This is a genomic window from Streptomyces sp. NPDC001750 (genome assembly GCF_042892615.1).
Taxonomy (GTDB): domain Bacteria; phylum Actinomycetota; class Actinomycetes; order Streptomycetales; family Streptomycetaceae; genus Streptomyces.
The window spans coordinates 35,356-52,256 of the sequence record NZ_JBIAUE010000029.1 but is presented as its reverse complement, the minus strand read 5'-3'; the positions used below and the strand labels follow the sequence as shown (position 1 = coordinate 52,256).

General features: G+C 70.2%; 12 protein-coding genes and 1 pseudogene. 4 read left to right on the top strand and 9 right to left on the bottom strand.

The genetic code is table 11. The features are described from left to right. The first annotated feature begins 108 nt into the window (after window positions 1–108). On the top strand, window positions 109–384 hold the full coding sequence (locus ACFYY6_RS31900) for a hypothetical protein (RefSeq protein WP_388652541.1): 276 nt from the start codon (window positions 109–111) through the stop codon (window positions 382–384). A 94-nt stretch (window positions 385–478) separates the two neighbouring features. On the opposite strand, the gene ACFYY6_RS31895 is transcribed toward ACFYY6_RS31900, so the two are convergent. From ACFYY6_RS31895 to sbnA, 6 genes are all read right to left on the bottom strand, one after another. Then, window positions 479–3,295: a hypothetical protein gene (locus ACFYY6_RS31895; protein WP_389196870.1), complete on the bottom strand. Its 2,817-nt coding sequence runs from the start codon at window positions 3,293–3,295 to the stop codon at window positions 479–481. Then, complete coding sequence (locus tag ACFYY6_RS31890; RefSeq protein ID WP_351525091.1) at window positions 3,292–4,404, bottom strand: AAA family ATPase; 1,113 nt, start codon at window positions 4,402–4,404, stop codon at window positions 3,292–3,294. The genes ACFYY6_RS31895 and ACFYY6_RS31890 overlap by 4 nt, the downstream gene beginning before the upstream one ends. 189 nt (window positions 4,405–4,593) lie before the next feature. Further along, a complete protein-coding gene (locus ACFYY6_RS31885; RefSeq protein WP_388652539.1) occupies window positions 4,594–6,222 on the bottom strand; it encodes a VWA domain-containing protein in 1,629 nt (542 codons plus the stop codon). After that, window positions 6,219–7,610, bottom strand: a complete 1,392-nt coding sequence (locus ACFYY6_RS31880) for a hypothetical protein (RefSeq protein ID WP_389196898.1) — start codon at window positions 7,608–7,610, stop codon at window positions 6,219–6,221. Before ACFYY6_RS31880 ends, ACFYY6_RS31885 begins: the two co-directional genes overlap by 4 nt. Further along, complete coding sequence (locus ACFYY6_RS31875; protein WP_351525088.1) at window positions 7,610–8,113, bottom strand: hypothetical protein; 504 nt, start codon at window positions 8,111–8,113, stop codon at window positions 7,610–7,612. The genes ACFYY6_RS31880 and ACFYY6_RS31875 overlap by 1 nt, the downstream gene beginning before the upstream one ends. Window positions 8,114–8,522: 409 nt before the next feature. Next, a complete protein-coding gene (gene sbnA, locus ACFYY6_RS31870) occupies window positions 8,523–9,482 on the bottom strand; it encodes a 2,3-diaminopropionate biosynthesis protein SbnA (protein WP_351525087.1) in 960 nt (319 codons plus the stop codon). Between the two features lie 863 nt (window positions 9,483–10,345). Here sbnA and ACFYY6_RS31865 point away from each other — a divergent pair. Together ACFYY6_RS31865 and ACFYY6_RS31860 are read left to right on the top strand one after the other, a co-directional pair. Continuing rightward, window positions 10,346–11,212 carry a BTAD domain-containing putative transcriptional regulator gene (locus ACFYY6_RS31865; RefSeq protein WP_389196868.1) on the top strand — a complete coding sequence of 289 codons (867 nt, stop codon included), beginning with the start codon at window positions 10,346–10,348 and terminating at the stop codon, window positions 11,210–11,212. 294 nt (window positions 11,213–11,506) lie between these two features. Then, window positions 11,507–11,678: pseudogene (locus ACFYY6_RS31860) on the top strand (transposase); the annotation flags it as partial. 16 nt (window positions 11,679–11,694) lie between these two features. Here ACFYY6_RS31860 and ACFYY6_RS31855 read toward each other — a convergent pair. Next, entirely contained in the window at window positions 11,695–13,167 is a 1,473-nt protein-coding gene (locus ACFYY6_RS31855) for an IPT/TIG domain-containing protein (RefSeq protein ID WP_389196866.1), read from the bottom strand. A 136-nt stretch (window positions 13,168–13,303) separates the two neighbouring features. Beyond that, window positions 13,304–14,101, bottom strand: a complete 798-nt coding sequence (locus ACFYY6_RS31850) for an IPT/TIG domain-containing protein (RefSeq protein WP_389196864.1) — start codon at window positions 14,099–14,101, stop codon at window positions 13,304–13,306. Between the two features lie 605 nt (window positions 14,102–14,706). Here ACFYY6_RS31850 and ACFYY6_RS31845 point away from each other — a divergent pair. After that, window positions 14,707–15,195 (top strand): Ig-like domain-containing protein, encoded by a 489-nt coding sequence (locus ACFYY6_RS31845; protein WP_351526154.1) that lies wholly within the window; start codon window positions 14,707–14,709, stop codon window positions 15,193–15,195. A 588-nt stretch (window positions 15,196–15,783) separates the two neighbouring features. Here the strand turns inward: ACFYY6_RS31845 and ACFYY6_RS31840 are convergent. Further along, window positions 15,784–16,725: a TauD/TfdA family dioxygenase gene (locus ACFYY6_RS31840; RefSeq protein ID WP_386609368.1), complete on the bottom strand. Its 942-nt coding sequence runs from the start codon at window positions 16,723–16,725 to the stop codon at window positions 15,784–15,786. Between the last annotated feature and the right edge of the window lie 176 nt (window positions 16,726–16,901).

The following is a 16,901-nucleotide window of genomic DNA, read 5'->3' as shown; positions in this document are numbered from 1 at the left end:
GGGACTCTTCCGACGGGCGCCCCGCTGGCACACTGGAGTCGGCCCTGTCATCCGGTCGTCCCCGGGCGGCGGGGCCGTCCCGGAGACCAGACATCCCGGAGGTCATACATGACGTGCGGAAGCTGCGGCGCGGTGGCGACTCAGGGGCCCGACGGGTCGTGGACCTGTTCCAACCAGTGCGGCTGGTCCTCGGCCGCCCCGGCCGTCGCGATAATCCCCGAGATCACCACCACCCGCTGTCGCGGCTGCGACGCCCAGGTGTACGGGCTCGACGGGAGATACGCCTGCGGCCTGTGCTCCTGGTCCAACCACTGGGATGAAGGCCACCGCCCGCTCCCCACCGCCGACCGGACGGCCGAGAAGGACGTCAACGTCCTGGAGTGAGCCCGGCGCGAGCCGGTGATCGACTCCGGCGCGAACGGCGGGACGCGTCCGGAGCGGGGACCCGGCGTGGGCACCGGGTCCCGCCCCGCCGACGTCACGAGCCGGACAGCAGCGCCTCCAAGGCCACCGCCGTGTCCGGGTGACGGCCGACGAGTACCGCACCCGACGGGCCGGGATCGGTCGTCGCCCATGCCGCGTCGCAGCCCAGCAGGTTCGCCACCGCGTCGCAGGTCGCGGGGTGGGCGGCGAGCAGCGCGACGCCCCGGGGCGCAACCGTGCCCCGTACCGAACGTACGGCTTCCGGTTCCGGGCGGGCCCGCCACGGCGGGACCCACTCGTCCAGTGCCGCGAGCCGGCCGGGGAAGATCCGTCCGGCCTCGCGGATCAGCAGCGGGGCCAGCTCCGTACCACTCGTCCGCAAGGTGCTGATCAGGGTCGGCAGCCAGGGCAGCAGCACCGGGTCCGGCAGCCGCCCGAACGCGTTCGACACCGCCTCCACGACGAAGTCGGTGAGGCCCGGGACGGGCTCCAGGGCGTGCACGAAGCCGCTGAGGTAGCGCGGATAGGCGGGCACCACCAGGGGGTTGGCGAGCAGCTCGTCGCAGCGTGCCCGCAGTTCGGCACGGGAGAGGAGCCCGAGGTGGTTCCGGGCCGCCCACAGCAGCGCCGTCTTCGACGGGTCCTCCGGGTGCGACTGGGCGACCGCCAGCTCCAGCTGGGCCCGGTCGCACCCCAGGGACAGGGCCAGGCTCTCCATGCTGAACAGGAAGCCCAGCATCGCCGCCACCTGACGGACGGTGGCGTCGTCGTCGGTGAACGCCGTGGGCAGCAGGGTGCAGTAGTGCGCGTAGCCCGCCTTGACGAAGGACTCGATCCACGGCGGCAGCACCGGCTCACTGGTGCGGTAGTACGCCAGCAGCCCGCGCACCCGGCGCAGCACCTCCGGTGCGTCGTCGACGCTGCGTTCGGCGGAGAGCACCTCCAGGGCACGGGTGCCCAGCTCGTCGGCGAGGCGGCGGCTGCGCAGGTACAGGGTCGCGTCCTCGACGGTCGCGAGGACGGTCGCCGCGGTGGCCTGCGGGTCGTACGCCGTGCGGCGCAGGCGCTGTTCCAGGACCTGTTCGAGGCTGACGCCCTCGTAGCCGAGCTCGATGAGGGCCCGCTGGTGGGTGCCGAGCGCCAGGTCCCACGACTCCTGGATCGGACGTTCGCCGAGCCGGCGCTCACCCATGATCGGGCGTGCGGCACCCCGCGGCATCAGGCGGCGCAGCATCCACAGCACATCGGAGCACCGCTCCAGTTCGGGCTGTGCGGCGATGTTCAGCAACGCCCTCTGTACGCCGCGTTGCTGGAGTTTCAGGTTCAGCGGCGCGAGCCGGTCGTGCACGTCGCGTGCCAGGGGCGGCAGCGCGTCGTAGCCGACCTGTCCGACACGGTCGCCGCCCATCATGATCTCGACGAGGCGGCGCACGTCGCGCCGGCCCGGCACGGTGTCCTTCTCGATGCAGGTGACCGCCGCGTCCTGGAAGTCGTACGGCGTGGGCCTGGCCCGGTCGCGCATCCCGGCCAGCAGGATCGACGTCTCGAACACCGCGATGGCGTCGGCGGTGGAGGCGAGATAGCCGTTGCGGCGGGCGGCGCGCACGATCTCCACGGACCAGCCGAGCAGTTCGGCCTCGTCCAGGCGGTCCAGGACGGGTGGCCGCCGGAGGAATCCGGTCAGCTTGTCGGAGGCCGGGACCGCGGCCGTCGGTGCGGGGACCGCCGGGGCCGCGGTCTTCTTGGGTTTCGCCTTCTTCGTACCGTTCTGGCCTGCCAGGCGGTACGGCTTGACACCGGTGCGCTTGAGGTTCTTGGCCCAGACCGTCGCCGCGATCGACACCGAGCCCGCGGCGAGGCCGAACTGCGCCTCGATCGCCGCGTGGCTGGACGGGATCAGTCCGTACTGCCACGTGGTGGCGGTGCGCGGGCCGATCTCGAAGGTGTCGGTGCCATGGACGCCGAACTCCGCGACGCGGCTGACCGCGTGGAAGGCGCCGCAGACATAGAGGCAGTCGGCGGGATCGGTGCCGGTCGCGGCCAGGTGCTCGCGCATCCTGGTCCACATGTGGCGTTCACGGTCCTCGTCCACGCGCACCCGGTCGGAGTCGCCGGGTGCCAGGCGCCGGAAGAGGCTGCCGATCAGCAGCATGACCTGGCGGTAGGTGTCGTGGTCGCTGCCCCGGTCGCCGAGCGGGAGTTCGACGTACTGGTGCCACCACTCGGACCAGTGCCGCACCTTGCCGTGGCGCAGCAGGTGTTCCTCCAGTTCGGCGAAGCGCGGGCGCAGGTCGCCCAGTTCCACGCCGACCGCGTCGCCGTGGAGCGCGGCCTCCTCCTCGGTGGGCGGCGGTGCGTCCGCGTCGGCGGACTGCTCGGTCCGCGTGCCGCGCGGGTCCCACTGGAAGACGTGGTCCGAGGAACGGTCGACGAGGACGAGCTCGACACCGGGGGTGTCCAGGGCGTAGGCGATCGCCTGGTACTCGGCCGACGCCTCGGTGATCGGAGCGATGACCGACAGCGGGGACCACTCGGCGGGGAAGCCGTCGACCTCGGTCGCGAACGCCTGGACCGCGACCGGGAGGCGGCAGTTGCGCAGCTCGGTCAGCAGCGGTGCCATGTCCTCGCACAGCTCCAGGTAGACGACCTTGGGCTGCTTCTCGCGCAGTCGGCGGGCCATCGCGGTCGCCGAGGCGGGCGAGTGGTGGCAGACGGGGAAGACCTCCAGCGGCTCGCGCACCGCGCGGTCGACGTCGTCGACGATGCCGAGGAGGATTCCTTCGAGGGCGTCGGGTCCGTCGGCGAACGTCGCGGCGGCTTCCTGGAGCTGCGTGCGCAGTGTCGCGAAGGTCCCCTCGTGGGCGGCGCTCATGACAGGGTGGCGATCGCGTCGCGGCCGCCCTCCAGGAACTCCGGCCAGGATCCGCCTTCCTCCTTGCTGCGGGGCTCGACGACGCCGTGCAGGTACTTGTTGAGGATGGCGAGGTCCTCGGGCTCGCGCCGGGCCAGCGACCCGACGAGCGAGGAGGCCAGGGCACGAGCGGTCAGGGAGCGCTCGCCGAAGAAGTTGCTGTGCAGGATCGCGTCCTCCAGCACACCGATCTGTTCGGCGGTGGACAGCGCGGACTCCAGCTTCTCGTCGTCGCTGCCGGCCGCCGCCGACGAGGCGCGCAGATCCGCGAAGCTCTGCAGCAGCACGTCCAGCAGCGTCGGCGGGACATCCAGCTCTATCTGGTGACGGCGCAGCAGTTCCTCGGTGCGGAAGCGGACGATCTCCGCCTCGCTCTTCTTGTTCGTCACCACGGGGATGCGTACGAAGTTGAAGCGGCGCTTGAGCGCCGAGGACAGGTCGTTGACGCCCCGGTCGCGGCTGTTGGCAGTGGCGATGATCGAGAAGCCGGGCTTGGCGAAGACGATGCTGTCGCTGTCCAGTTCGGGGACCGAGATGTACTTCTCGGAGAGGATCGAGATCAGCGCGTCCTGGACGTCGCTGGTGGAACGGGTGAGCTCCTCGAAGCGGCCGATCGCGCCGGTCTCCATCGCGGTCATGATCGGTGAGGGGATCATCGACTCCCGGGACTGGCCCTTGGCGATGACCATGGACACGTTCCAGGAGTACTTGATGTGGTCCTCGGTGGTGCCGGCGGTGCCCTGCACGACCAGGGTGGAGTTGCGGCTGATCGCGGCGGACAGCAGCTCGGCCAGCCAGCTCTTGCCGGTGCCGGGATCGCCGATGAGCAGCAGGCCGCGGTCGGAGGCCAGGGTGACGATGGAGCGCTCGACGAAGCTGCGGTCACCGAACCACTTCTGGGAGATCTCGCGGTCCAGGCCGTCGGCGCGCTCGGAACCCAGGATGAACAGGCGGACCATCTTCGGGGACAACCGCCAGGAGAACGGCTTGGGGTTGTCGTCGATGGACTCCAGCCAGTCCAGCTCCTCGGCGTACTTGATCTCGGCGGGGGCGCGCAACAGGTCGGACATGTCAGGGCCTTTCTCAATGATGTTCGGCAGGCTTGGCAACTTGGCGACGTGGCAAGTTGCCTGGTTCTGCGGATCCGGCGTGGTCGGTGGATCCGGCGTGGTCGGTCGATCCGGCACGTTCGACGGTTCCGGGAGTCGGTCGAATCGGTGGAATCGTTTGATTCGGTGGAGTCGGTCGATTCGGTGGCCCTATGTGAGGAACGTCTTGAGCTCGTGGACGAGTTTGCGGATGTGACCGGAGATCACCGGGGTGCCGAGGTCCTTGAAGCGCTCCCGGAACCAGGGGTTGACGCTGGCGCGGCCGGAGCTGGTCACCGAGCCGACCGGGATGAACTTGGCGCCCGAGCGGTGAATGGCGGTCATGCTCTCGAACAGCGGCTCGCTCCGCCATTCGTAGAAGTCCGAGATCCACACCACGACCGTGTTGCGGGGCTCGGCGATCTTCGGCTGGGCCAGGGCCATGGCGACCGTGCCGTCCGTGCCGCCGCCGAGGTTGGTGCGCAGCAGGGTCTCGAACGGGTCGTGCACCCAGGGGGTGAGGTCGAGGGCCTGTGTGTCGTACGCGATCAGGTGGACGTCCACCTTCGGCAGCCCGGCGAAGATGGACGCCAGGATGGTGCAGTTGACCATGGAGTCGACCATGGAGCCGGACTGGTCCACGACGACGATCAGCCGCTGGGGCGTCGTCTTGCGGACGGTGTGCCGGTAGTAGAGACGGTCGACGTAGAGCCGCTCCTCCTCGGGGCTCCAGTTGGTGAGGTTCTTCCAGATCGTGCGGTCGAGGTCGAGATTGCGGAAGACGCGCTTGGGCGGGATGGAGCGGTCCAGGGCTCCGACCGTCGCCTTCTCCACCTGGGTGCGCAGCACCTCGGCGACCTCGTCGACGAAGCGGCGGATCAAGGCCTTGGCATTGGCCAGGGCCACGCCGGAGAGGTTGTTCTTGTCCCGCAGCAGTTGCTCGATCAGCGACATGCTCGGGGTGAGCTGGGCGGCGAGCGCGGGGTCGGCGAGCACCTCGCGCAGGTGCATCCGTTTGACGAGGTCCGCCTCGAGTGCGCCCAGCTCCGGGCCGATGGCCGGGATGAGCCGGCTGAGGTCGGGGTTCGTTCCCCGGGCGCCGGTGCCGGTGGGGCTGACGCCGGCTCCCGCGGCGCCTCCGCCGGTACGGCCGCCGCCGCGTCCACCGCGCAGTTCACCGGGCTGGCAGCCGAGCGCGCGCTCCAGCCAGCCCGCGTCGGACTGCCAGCGTGCCAGCTGTCCGGCGGTGACCGTGCCGGAACCGGTGGCGAAGACGTTGAGCAGCACCTTCGACACCAGTGCCGCGCGCCGCACTTCGGCGGCCCGGTCGCGTCCGTCCTCGTCCTCGTCCGTCGCGTCGTCCGGGGTGGGGGCCATCAGGCCGTCGAACTCGTCGGCCAGACCGGGGTGGCGCTGCACCACCGAGTCGACGGATGCCTGCGGGTCCAGCAGCGCGGACGGCAGACCGATGTCCTCGACGACGGCGAGGCTCGCCGATTCCAGCGTGGGCTGCTCCTCGTGGTCGAAGAGGCGGGCGAGGAGCCGCCAGTACAGGACCTGGCGACGGTTGTCGTACGGGTTCGCCACAGGATCCCCGTCGGGGTCCGCCGCGGATGTCCCGCCGGGGTCCGCCGCAGAGCCGTCCCCGGCTCGCGCCGCGGCGCTGTCGCCGCCTTGCGTCGCGGCTGTGCCGCCCGGTCGGGTCGCAAGGGGCGTGTCGGTGTCCACCGCGGGGGTCTCGTCGCCTTCCGCCCCGGTGATGCCGTCGGGCTCTCGTGTCCCGGGAGTCCGTCCGGTCATTTCCGCAACAGCCTTCCGGCTCGCTCCCGCAGCACCGACGTGGCGTCGGTGGCGGCCTTCTCGGCCTTGGCGCCCGCCTTGTCGGCCGTGCCCCCGGCCCATCCCCCGGCGTGGAGCGCGACGGTCTTCTTCCGCACGGTCGCCTCGACGGCCAGGGGCTGGACGCTGAACGATCCGTCGTCCCAGCGCAGCAGTCCGACGCACGCGCCGGACGCCGCCACGGCCTCCGGGGTGAGCGGTCCGGCCGCCGGGATGCGGTCGGTGTCGACGGCGAGGGGGTGCCCCGCGACAGTGAATGTCACGGCCCCGTCGTCGTCCTTCCCGGCGGTGTAGCCCTCCAGGAAGACGGGCACGGCGATGCGCACCGGGTGCCGGTCCAGCGGCGCGGTCACCGGGTCGGCGGCGGTGGGCAGGGCGACGCGGGCGGTGGCGAAGACGTCGGCGGGCTCGCCCGGGCGGGCGTGCTCGTCGCTCCAGATCAGATCGCCCTCGGCGGTGATGGGCATGTCGGTGAGGTCCATCGAGCGTCCCTCGCCCGCGGCTGTCAGCAGCGAGAGGTGCGGGCGCAGCAGCTGCCACACACCGGCACCGACGACGGTGTCGGGCTTGGGTACGGCGACGGCGGCACGCACGAGGCGGGGTGCCGTGCCGTCGGCGGGCTCGAACACCGCGTGGACCTGGGCCTGCGCCGCGGTCGGGTGCTCCTGGAGGTCGACGCCGAGGGGCAGGAGGCGGCCCGTGGCCGTACCGCTCGCGGATGCCTCGGCCACACCGGGCAGCGTCAGCAGCAGGGCACGGGACCACAGGTCGGCCCAGCGGCGTTCCGGGATGTGTTCCAGCGTGGCCCCCGGGCAGGACGCGGCGAGTTCGGCGGCGAAGCCGTCGAGGAGCGTCGCCGGGCGGCGCAGGGCCGGATCCGGGAGCATGGCGGAGACGACCTGGGCCGCCCCGGAGACCACCTCGTGGTCGATGCCCTGCCATCCGGTACGCGCCAGGTCGGAGAGCCAGGAACGGGCCGCGGCGAGCAGGTTCGCCGCGTGCTCTCCGTCGGCCGGGGCGACGGTCTCCTCGGCGCGGGTACGGCCGGTCGCCTCCTCGACGCGGGTCATCAGTGCATCGTGGACGGAGCCCAGGAGTGCGGTCCGGGCGGCGGCGAGGGCGATGAAGTGGTCCTCCCCGGCGGCTCCGGCCGCCGCCTTCTCCGCCGCCTCGGCGGTACGGGCGGCGAGCGGCGTCCCCGCGACGGCGTTCGCCAGCTCTGCCAGGCCGGTGGCCTGGGCGGGCTGCGGGCGGAGCAACCCGGTGACGAGGACCCGGTCGAAGGCGTCGACGGCCGCAAGGGTCTCGTCGAGCCCGGTGATGGTCTCGGCGAGCAGGTCGGCACGCATCACGCCACCGCCCTGGTCGGCGGGAACCACTGCATCTCCGGCAACGGCGCGGTGGTGGGGGCGAGTTCCAGGTACGCCAGGTGGCGCAGGAACCGGCTGAAGACGGACGCGGCGGCCGCGGTGTCCCCCTGCGACGGACGCGTCGCGGTCATGCCCGCAGTGATGGTCTGCGCGCTCGGCTCCCCGTCCCCCGTCTCGGCCTTCAGGTAGCGGGCGACGCGTTCGGCGCCGTACTGAAGCACCGCCTCGGTGATCAGGGACCCGATGTGTTTGCAGAACGAGCCGCGCGCACCGCCGCAGGGGCGGTTGTTGTTGGTGCTGCAGGTGAACGCAAACGTGCCGACGGCGACCGACGAGACATAGACCCGTGCGATGTCCGAGCCGCTGGACACCACGCCCTGCAAGCGTCCGTCGGCCAGCTCGACGAACGGAACCTTGGCGAGCTTGCGCGGCCGGGCGGGCGGTATGACCCGTGCCGTGCTCGACCTCTCCCGAACTGACAACGCACCATCTCCTATGCACCAAGGGGTTTTCCGCGCCACGTCGGCGGGACACTGCTGAACATAGTTGCGACCACTGACAACGCCCGATCGCGCGCATGCGGCAGCGCCCCGCACGGCCTGCCGGACGGCACCGGGCGAACTCGGGGAGGGAGGCGGAAGAAGGGAATCACGGCCCGCGCAGAAGTCGCCGTGCACGGGCCGACGGCGAACGGGCCGGAGCTATCGGCCTTCGCCCGTCGGGACTTCCCGGACGCGGGGGATCCGAGGCCCGCGCACGGCGGGCGGCGCTTCGACGACACGGCCCAGCGGACCGGTCACCGCGCTCGTCGACCAGCCGGGCCGGGGTCGTCGTCCGCCTCCACGCCGGCGCGCGGACGGCCGCGACGGGTGCTGCGGCGGGCGGGTCCGGTCAGCGGGCGCTCGTCCTCGGCCGCGGAGTGCGCAGGCGGGGGCCGTAGGAGCGGGTGAGCCAGTCGTCGTCGTAGACCGTCTCCAGGTAGTTGGCACCGAGATCCGGGGCGATGGCGACGGCGGTCGTGTCCTCGGGAAGGTCGTTGGCCGTCAGCCAGGACAGGGCGCCGCTGACCACCGTGCCCGTGGAGCCGCCGAAGAGGAAGCCGTGGCTCACCAGCCGGTGGCACATCCGGATCGTGTCGGTCTCGGAGACGTGGACGACGTCGTCGACGTACGACGGGTCGAGGATGGCCGGTCGGACGCCGGTGCCGAGACCGGGGATCAGGCGGCGCATCGGTGGCCCGCCGAAGGTCACGGAGCCCTCGGCGTCGACGGCCACCAACGTGACCGAGGGCTGGCTCTCGCGGAAGTAGGCGGCGCAGCCCATGAGGGTGCCGGTCGTGCCCGCGCCGACGAAGAGGACGTCGAGCCCGGGGAACGCCTTGGCGATCTCGGGGCCCGTCGTGCGGTAGTGCCCGGTCCAGTTGCCGTCGTTGGCGTACTGGTTGAGCCACAGGTAGTCGGCGTTCGCCGCGCAGAGCGCGGACACATGGGCGAGCCTGGCACCGAGGTAGCCGCTCTCGGGGTCCGGTTCGGTGATGACGTGGACTTCGCTGCCGAGGGTTTCCATCATCCGGCGTGCGGTGCGCGTGCAGCGCGCGTCGGTCACGCAGACGAAGCGGTAGCCGCGGCTCGCGGCCACGATACTCAGGGCGACACCCATATTTCCCGAGGACGATTCGATCAGCGTCGTGCCCGGGGTGAGCTCTCCTGTCCGCTCCTTGGCCGTCACCATCTCGGTGGCGGCCTTCAGCTTGACCGAGCCGGCAAAGTTGAACCCCTCGCACTTGAGGAACAGCCGACGGCCCATGGCGGCCATGAGGTCGACGTAGAGGTCTCCCACATTGAAGTCCATGGGATTCGAGATGATAGCTGTCACCTGTTGCGACCCAATCTCTTCGGGGAGCCCCTCCGCGACGCGCATATCAAGGCTGCACATTGCCCCGATATTTGACCTATACGGCAGCTATTGGTGGGGCCCACGACGCCGCGACGACCGGCCCGACCGGCGTTTTTACAGCATTCATACAACTGACGGGCGTGCGTGGCGGGCAGCCGCACCCCTTCGTCCGGCCCGCCCTCGGGCGGATGAAGTGCCGCCCGACAATGACACCTGCCAACCATTTCTGACAGGTATCCCGCCAACAATCTCTTGCATGCCGCCTGAGCAGTGACGACGACATGGCGCCTCCATGGGGATCACCACGATCCCGGCATAGCCGCAGCTCCGCGACCAAGAGGGCGATCAGCATGGATTCCGACCGCCGCGAAGCCCTCCGGACCAACTGGAATCGGCCAGTCGAGAAGCGGACAGCCGATCGACAAAAGCGCGTCCACCTTTATCAGCACCGCCTTGACGCCCGTTCCTGAGCGTGACTACAGTCGCTCCGTGGCCAGAAATATTCAACAACTGGCCCGCCGGCAGATAGTTCACGGGGGAACGGGGACTAGAGAATGCTTCTGACGCACATTCGGACCTGCCCAACGGCCCTGGGAATTTAGGGCGCGCCGACGGCTGCTGCCGACAGGGTTCCGTACCGCTCACGTCCTCCCCGTCACATCTTTCCAACATGCCGCTCCACGATGCCCTTCTGATTCCGGGGATTTCGGCATGCCGTCAAAATGGCGCCATATGGCCGGGTATTTCGGATCGACCGTCCCGGCATGCCCCCATGCTCACGCCCCCACCGACCCGACGCATAAGGAGCACTATCGGTGATGGAGTTTCGAATTCTCGGCCCTGTCGGACTTTGGTTGGAGAACAAAGAGATTCCGCTCAACGGCACGAAACAACGGACTATGCTGGCGGCATTATTATTGGCCGGTGAGCGGGTTCTTCCCGACTACCGGCTCGGAGAGGCGCTCTGGGGCAAGAGGCCGCCCGGCACCTACCAGGCGCAGATCTACACGTACGCGTCCAGGCTGCGACAGCACCTGGAGAATCACGCCGAGATCATCCGCAAGGGCTCCGGCTACATGCTGCGGATCATCTGCGGGCGGTTCGACCACAACGAGTTCGACGTGTTGTCGCGTGCGGGGCACGCGTGCCTGGCGGAGCGCAAGTACCAGCAGGCGTCCGAGGCGCTGGCCTCCGCGCTGGAGCTGTGGCGGGGTCCCACGCTCACGGACGTGACCGAGCACCTCGGCCAGACGGAGCGACCGGGCATCGACGAGGCGTACATGAAGACGCTGGAGAGCCGCATCGCGGCCGATCTCGCGCTCGGCAGGCACGTCCAGGTGACCTCGGAGCTGGTCGGCCTGGTGAGCGCCCACCCGCTGCGGGAGCGGCTGCGGGCCCAGCTCATGGTGGCGCTCTACGCGGCCGACCGGCAGGCGGACGCATTTGCCGTGTTCCACGAGGGTCGCCAGCAGTTGGAGGAGGAGCTGGGGGTCGATCCCGGTCCCGCGCTCCGTCAGACGTACCAGGCCATGCTCACCGGCAGCATCGACGAGATCGGGCACGAGACGCTGATCGGCATACCCGGCCACGCCCTGGGCGCGGACGACTTCGCCCGGCGGCCGGGGACCGGACTCACGGTGCGTCCGGCCCCCCGCCTCGCGATGGACACCGCCTGTCAGCCGTGACGGCCTCATCCCGTGGAAGGGTCGTGGAAGAGTTCAGGGACGGTGCTCGGCGCGCCGTCCCCGGCGACTTCGTCGTGGACGAACGGTGCGGTGCCGGACCCGCCACGCGGGCCGGTGTCCGTCCGTGCCGACGGTCGATTCGGTCCGGAGCCCCGCAGCCGCTCGTCCGCCGTCGCCTCGGCCCGCGCGACTGCGCGGCCAAGAACTCCTGACGAAATGATCTTTTGAGGTGGTTGGATCGCTCCAGGACCGTTGATCCGGGGGTGCGGAGTGGCGCGGCCGAAGCCGTGGTGAATCGATGACGAGTTGTGGGCGGTGATCGAGCCGTTGCTGCCGAAGGTTGAACGGCGGACCCGGCATCCGGGGCGCATGCGGCATCCGGAGCGGCCGGTGTTCCAGGGCGTTCTGTTCGTGCCGCACACCGGGGTCGCCCTGGGAACGCCTGCCGCGGGAGCTCGGCTTCGGGCCCCGGGGCGGCTCTGTTACTCGTAGGTGTAGGTGAGGGAGTTGCTGGTCCCGCCGGGGGAGTGGATGGTGACGGGAACGCTCCCGACTCCGGGCGGCGAGGTGGCGAGGACGATGGTGTCGGAGATGGCGGCGAAGACGGCGGGTGTGGCGCCGAAGAAGACCTGATCGGTGTAGGTGAGGGCGGTGCCGTTGATGGTGACGTTGGTGCCGCCGGTGGCGGGGCCGGTGTCGGGGATGAGGCTCGTGAGGGCGGGTTGCGGGACGTAGGTGTAGTAAGGGTTGCCGATGCCGGCGTTGCTGGTGCCCCCGGGGGTGGTGACGGTGACCACCACGGTGTTGGTGCCGGCCGGCGCGGTCACCGTGATCTGGTTGTCCCCTACGACGACGATGTTGCTGGCGGCCTGGGCATCGAAATGGACGGCGGTGGTGCCGGTCAGGTTGGTCCCGAAGATGGTGACGGTGTTGCCGCCGCTGATGGGCCCGAAATGGGGGTCGAGGTCCGTAAGGGTGGGTGCCGGCGTCGTGGTGTAGGTGTAGGTGACGCTGTTGCTGGTGCCGCCCGGTGTGGTCACCGTCACGGGGACGGAGCCCGAGCCCGGAGGGGCGGTGGCGGTGATCTGCGTGTCGCTGTTGACGGTGAAGACCGCCGACGCCGCACCGAAGCGCACCGCACCGGCGCCGGTGAAGCCTGTGCCCGTGAGCACCACCTGATTCCCGCCACTCGTCGGCCCCTGGCCGGGCACAAGCCCACTGAGCACCGGCGCCGGAACATACGTATAGGTAAGGCCGTTACTGGTGCCGCCCGGTGTGGTCACCGTCACGGGGACGGAGCCCGAGCCCGGAGGGGCGATGGCGGTGATCTGCGTGTCGCTGTTGACGGTGAAGACCGCCGACGCCGCACCGAAGCGCACCGCACCGGCGCCAGTGAACCCTGTGCCCGTGAGCACCACCTGATTCCCGCCACTCGTCGGCCCCTGGCCGGGCACAAGCCCACTGAGCACCGGCGCCGGAACATACGTATAGGTAAGGCCGTTACTGGTGCCGCCCGGTGTGGTCACCGTCACGGGGACGGAGCCCGAGCCCGGAGGGGCGATGGCGGTGATCTGCGTGTCGCTGTTGACGGTGAAGACCGCCGACGCCGCACCGAAGCGCACCGCACCGGCGCCAGTGAACCCTGTGCCCGTGAGCACCACCTGATTCCCGCCACTCGTCGGCCCCTGGCCGGGCACAAGCCCACTGAGCACCGGCGCCGGAACATACGTGTAGGTGAGGCCGTTGCTCGTCCCGGTCGGCGAGGTCACCCGGACGCTCGTCTGCCCGACGCCCGGAGGTGCGATGGCCCTGATCGAGGAGTTGCTGACCACCGCGTAGATGGCGGAGTTCGTACCGAAGCGGACGGCCGTCGCACCGAGGAGGCCGACGCCGGAGATGATGACCTGGTTGCCGCCGACGGCGGGGCCCTGGGCGGGATTGAGAGTACTGATCACCGGTGGCATGACGCGGGCCTCTCTTGCTTGTCTCTCGTTCGGGAGGGGTGTGCATTCCGCGCGGGACTCGTCGGCCCCTGGTCCGCAGCAGGGGTGTGTGCCCTGGGCGCCCAGGGCACACACGACTACGCGGGTATCAGGTGGTGAAGACGAGGGCGGGGGTGGAGGTGCCGCCGGGGGTGGTGACGGTGACGTCGAGCGCCGTTCCCGTCGGGGCGCCCGAGGGGACCGTCACGACCAACTGAGTGCCACTGAGCGCGACGAAATCGGCGGCGAAGTCGGTCGGTCCGGCGGGGTCGGTGAACGTGACGGCGCTGACGCCGAAGAAGCCGGTGCCCGTGATGAGAACCCCGCTGTCGCCCGGCGATCCCGTGCTGGGCGAGATGGTGGTGGCCGTCGGCTGGTCGTAGTAGGTGTACTGGTCGGCGGCGCCGGTGATGGGGCTGACCCCGCCGGGGTTCGTCGCCGTGACGTTGACGGTCACCGGGGGTCCGGTGACGGCGAAGGAGGGCGGGGTGGCGGAACGCTGGGAGTCGCTGACGACGGGGCCGAGGGTGCCGGGGCCGGCCGCACCGAAGGTGACCGCCGTGGCCGCGGCGAGCCCGCTGCCGAAGAGCGTGGTGGGGGGCGGGGAGGTGTCGGGGCCGACGTTGGCGCTCACGCCCCCGATCGTGGGGGCGGCGACGTAGAAGAACGGCTTGCCGTTGCTGGTGGAGGCGCCCACGGTGACAGCGACGTTGACCTGACCCGCACACCCGCCGAGGGCGGTGACGGTGATCTGGGTGTTGGCGACGGTGACCGTGCCGCTTACGGACGTGTTGCCGAAGGAGACGGTCGGCGTACTGGCGAGGGCACCGAACCCGGTACCGGTGATGGTCACGACGGTACCGGCCGTGCCCTGTGTGGGGCTGATGGAAGTGATGACGGGTGCCATCGGAGTCCTCCTGTGAGGTCGGATGGTGAGCTGTACCGCCACATCCGGGCCGATGCCGCCTGCGAAAGCAGGCACCAGGCGGTGGACTGGACCACACCGCCGGGGACACCCGTGACCGGGGCTGCCGACCCGAGGCGTCATGGGAATCGCAGCACTGCCGCTGATGCCCCCAGCGGATGGATGGGCGGTCCCTGGTCGGACATCAGTCAGTGAGCCACTTGGGCGTAAGAAGCAGCAAGAAGGATAACGACACATCACTCAAATGGGGTAAGTTCGCGTGTCTGCTGAGAAATACAGGGACATCTGGGGCGAGCCGTGAGGGCGGTCAGTCGACGGCGGCGGACCGTCGCACAGCGGCGCAGGAAAGGCACGGAACCGGTTCCGCGCGTCCTCGTCCGACCGGCTCTGAACATCCCGAGCAGGGGAAAAGCCGGAATCGACAGCGCGCGTCGGGAAAAGAGCGGTGTCGGCCCTGACGAGTGATTCACGTGGTCCAAGCGGACCGTCTGCGCGAGCGCCTTCATGTCTTCCATGCAGGGGCGACTACGGTCCTCAACTTGTCCGGTGAGTCGAAACACCCCGGAAAGCCCACAGCCCAAGGAGTCATGTCAGTGAGACGTTGGCAGGGATTGAGATTCTGGAAGACAGCGCTCTTCACCGCGCTGGCCGCGGTCATCGCGCTAGGGACCCCGGCGGCGGCCCAAGAGCTCTCGACCACCACGGTCGTGGCGTCGCCCACCACCGCGGCCGTCGGGTCGCCAGTGACGCTGACGGCCACGATCAGCTGCCCGGAAGACCCCAGCGGCGGACTGGGCGTGACATTCTTCGACGGCCCTGACCTCCTCGCCACCGTGCCGGTCGGGGCCAATGGCGTGGCCGTGTACAGCGCGGCCTTCGCCACCGAAGGCGCACACACCATCACCGCCGCCTACAACGGCAACGACGTGTGCGCCGCCTCGAACGACGAGACCACGGTCATGGTGTCGTCGACCCCCACTCCCCCCACCCCACCCCACGGATGGTGCGCCTTCGTCTGTGGCAGCCTGATCAATTTCACCGTCGGCGACATCAACAACAACATCGTGGTGCACTGACCCTTGCCCGGTGAGAGGGGCGTCGCTCGCTGTGATCGCCGGGCTGTGCGGCGCCCTGAGCCACCCCCCAAGTCGGTTCGGCGGTAACGACCTCGTCCACGATTGTCAGCGGCGTCGCGGCGTCTGGGACCTCCGCCTCCGGCGTTGTCGTCAGTCCCCGACGCTCCTTCCCCAAGCTCTCAGCTGCGTTCGAGCAGGGGAGACCCCATCCGACTCCCTCCTCCGCCTTGGATTCGAAGGCTCCAGACGCCGCTCCTTCCTCCACTGCCAATCGTGGACGAGGTCGTAAGCCCGCTGGTGCCCGCGCCGAGCGTGGCCGCCTCCCGCCGGCCGATGCCGCCACCCCGGGCGCAGACGAAGGCCGGCGACCGGGGGCGACGACAGCCGTACCACCTGCCGCCCCAGCAGGGGCGCGACCGGTGCAGGAACCCGGCCCGGGGACGGCGGGACGCCGGGCACGGCCCTCGGCCGCACGCCCTTTCGGCCGGGCGGGAGCCCCGGACACGGCCCCGGTGACAGCGTCTCAGCCGGGATGGGCCCCAGCCGGGGACAGCGCCCCCGGCCCGGTACACGGCCCGGCACGGCGCCTCAGTCGGACATGGCGACGAGGACGCGTCGGTGCCCCGTGAACGGCCGTCGGCCGTGCCCCACCAGCATGTTGTCGATGAGCAGCAGGTCACCGGTCCGCCAGTCGACATCGACGGCGGCGGCCAGGCCGCGGTCGCGCACCTGCGTGATGTACCGCGCCGGGATCGGGGAGCCGTCGGCGAAGGCCACCGACTGCGGAAGGTCCTTCTCCGGCATGATCCGGTGGAGCGCGGCGGCGGTCTCGTCACCGAGACCCGCGGCGTGCCACTGGTCGGCCTGGTTGAACCAGACCTCGGTGCCGGTGACCGGGTGCACTGCCGTCGACGGCCGTACCTGACTCACCCGCAGCGCTCCGTCACGCGTCCACTCGTACGTCGCGCCGGTGTCGTCGAGGAACGCCTCCACGTCGGCCCGGTCGTCGGTCTCGAACGTGTCCTGCCAGCTCTTTCCGAAGCCCTTCCCGCCGTGCAGGTGCTGGGCGTAGCGCACCCCGTCGGCGAAGGCCGCGCGGACCTCGGCGTCGAGAGATTCCAGCCACAGGGCGCCGTCGACGACGGGGGTCGCGCCGCCCGTCGCGGCCGCCCGGTCGCAGAAGAAGAGGAGCCGGGAGGGCCACTGGTGGGCGTAGCTCATCTCGTTGTGCATGGAGATGGTGTACGCGGGCGGGTACTCGGTCGAGGTGTAGACGTTCCGCCCGACCTTGGTGCGGGGCGAGTTGCCGTGGACGTAGGCCAGCCGGTTGGGCAGCAACAGGTCCATCACGTCGTCGAGTTCGGCCGGGCTGACGCGGAACCCGCGGAAGACCAGGGCCTTTTCAGCCACCAGCAGGGCTCCGAGGTCGTCGAGCCCGCGGAGGTGGCCCAGCAGTGCGTCCGGGGCGGGCTCGGCCCCGATGTCGGCCGGGGTGATCACCAGCGGCTTCCAGGTGCTGTGGGCGTCCATCGGGCTTCTCCTTCTCGGCAGGACCGCGGTCCGGTTCGACCATGGGGAGCCCGCCTATATTTCTTCGCTATCCGGCCTATTCGTTCCCGGACCGGTCGATGTATAGGCGGCCTATAGCAGCGATCTCCAAGGTTGTATTTACCGTGCACCTCTGTGTGCGGCGGAGCGGGAGCCTC

What these genes read in the sequence shown, in the direction of transcription:
- ACFYY6_RS31900 (WP_388652541.1), top strand. Translation starts at nt 109, where the DNA reads ATGACGTGCGGAAGCTGCGGCGCGGTGGCGACTCAGGGGCCCGACGGG.
- ACFYY6_RS31895 (WP_389196870.1), bottom strand. Translation starts at nt 3,295, where the DNA reads ATGAGCGCCGCCCACGAGGGGACCTTCGCGACACTGCGCACGCAGCTC.
- ACFYY6_RS31890 (WP_351525091.1), bottom strand. Translation starts at nt 4,404, where the DNA reads ATGTCCGACCTGTTGCGCGCCCCCGCCGAGATCAAGTACGCCGAGGAG.
- ACFYY6_RS31885 (WP_388652539.1), bottom strand. Translation starts at nt 6,222, where the DNA reads ATGACCGGACGGACTCCCGGGACACGAGAGCCCGACGGCATCACCGGG.
- ACFYY6_RS31880 (WP_389196898.1), bottom strand. Translation starts at nt 7,610, where the DNA reads ATGCGTGCCGACCTGCTCGCCGAGACCATCACCGGGCTCGACGAGACC.
- sbnA (WP_351525087.1), bottom strand. Translation starts at nt 9,482, where the DNA reads ATGGACTTCAATGTGGGAGACCTCTACGTCGACCTCATGGCCGCCATG.
- ACFYY6_RS31865 (WP_389196868.1), top strand. Translation starts at nt 10,346, where the DNA reads ATGGAGTTTCGAATTCTCGGCCCTGTCGGACTTTGGTTGGAGAACAAA.
- ACFYY6_RS31850 (WP_389196864.1), bottom strand. Translation starts at nt 14,101, where the DNA reads ATGGCACCCGTCATCACTTCCATCAGCCCCACACAGGGCACGGCCGGT.
- ACFYY6_RS31845 (WP_351526154.1), top strand. Translation starts at nt 14,707, where the DNA reads ATGTCAGTGAGACGTTGGCAGGGATTGAGATTCTGGAAGACAGCGCTC.
- ACFYY6_RS31840 (WP_386609368.1), bottom strand. Translation starts at nt 16,725, where the DNA reads ATGGACGCCCACAGCACCTGGAAGCCGCTGGTGATCACCCCGGCCGAC.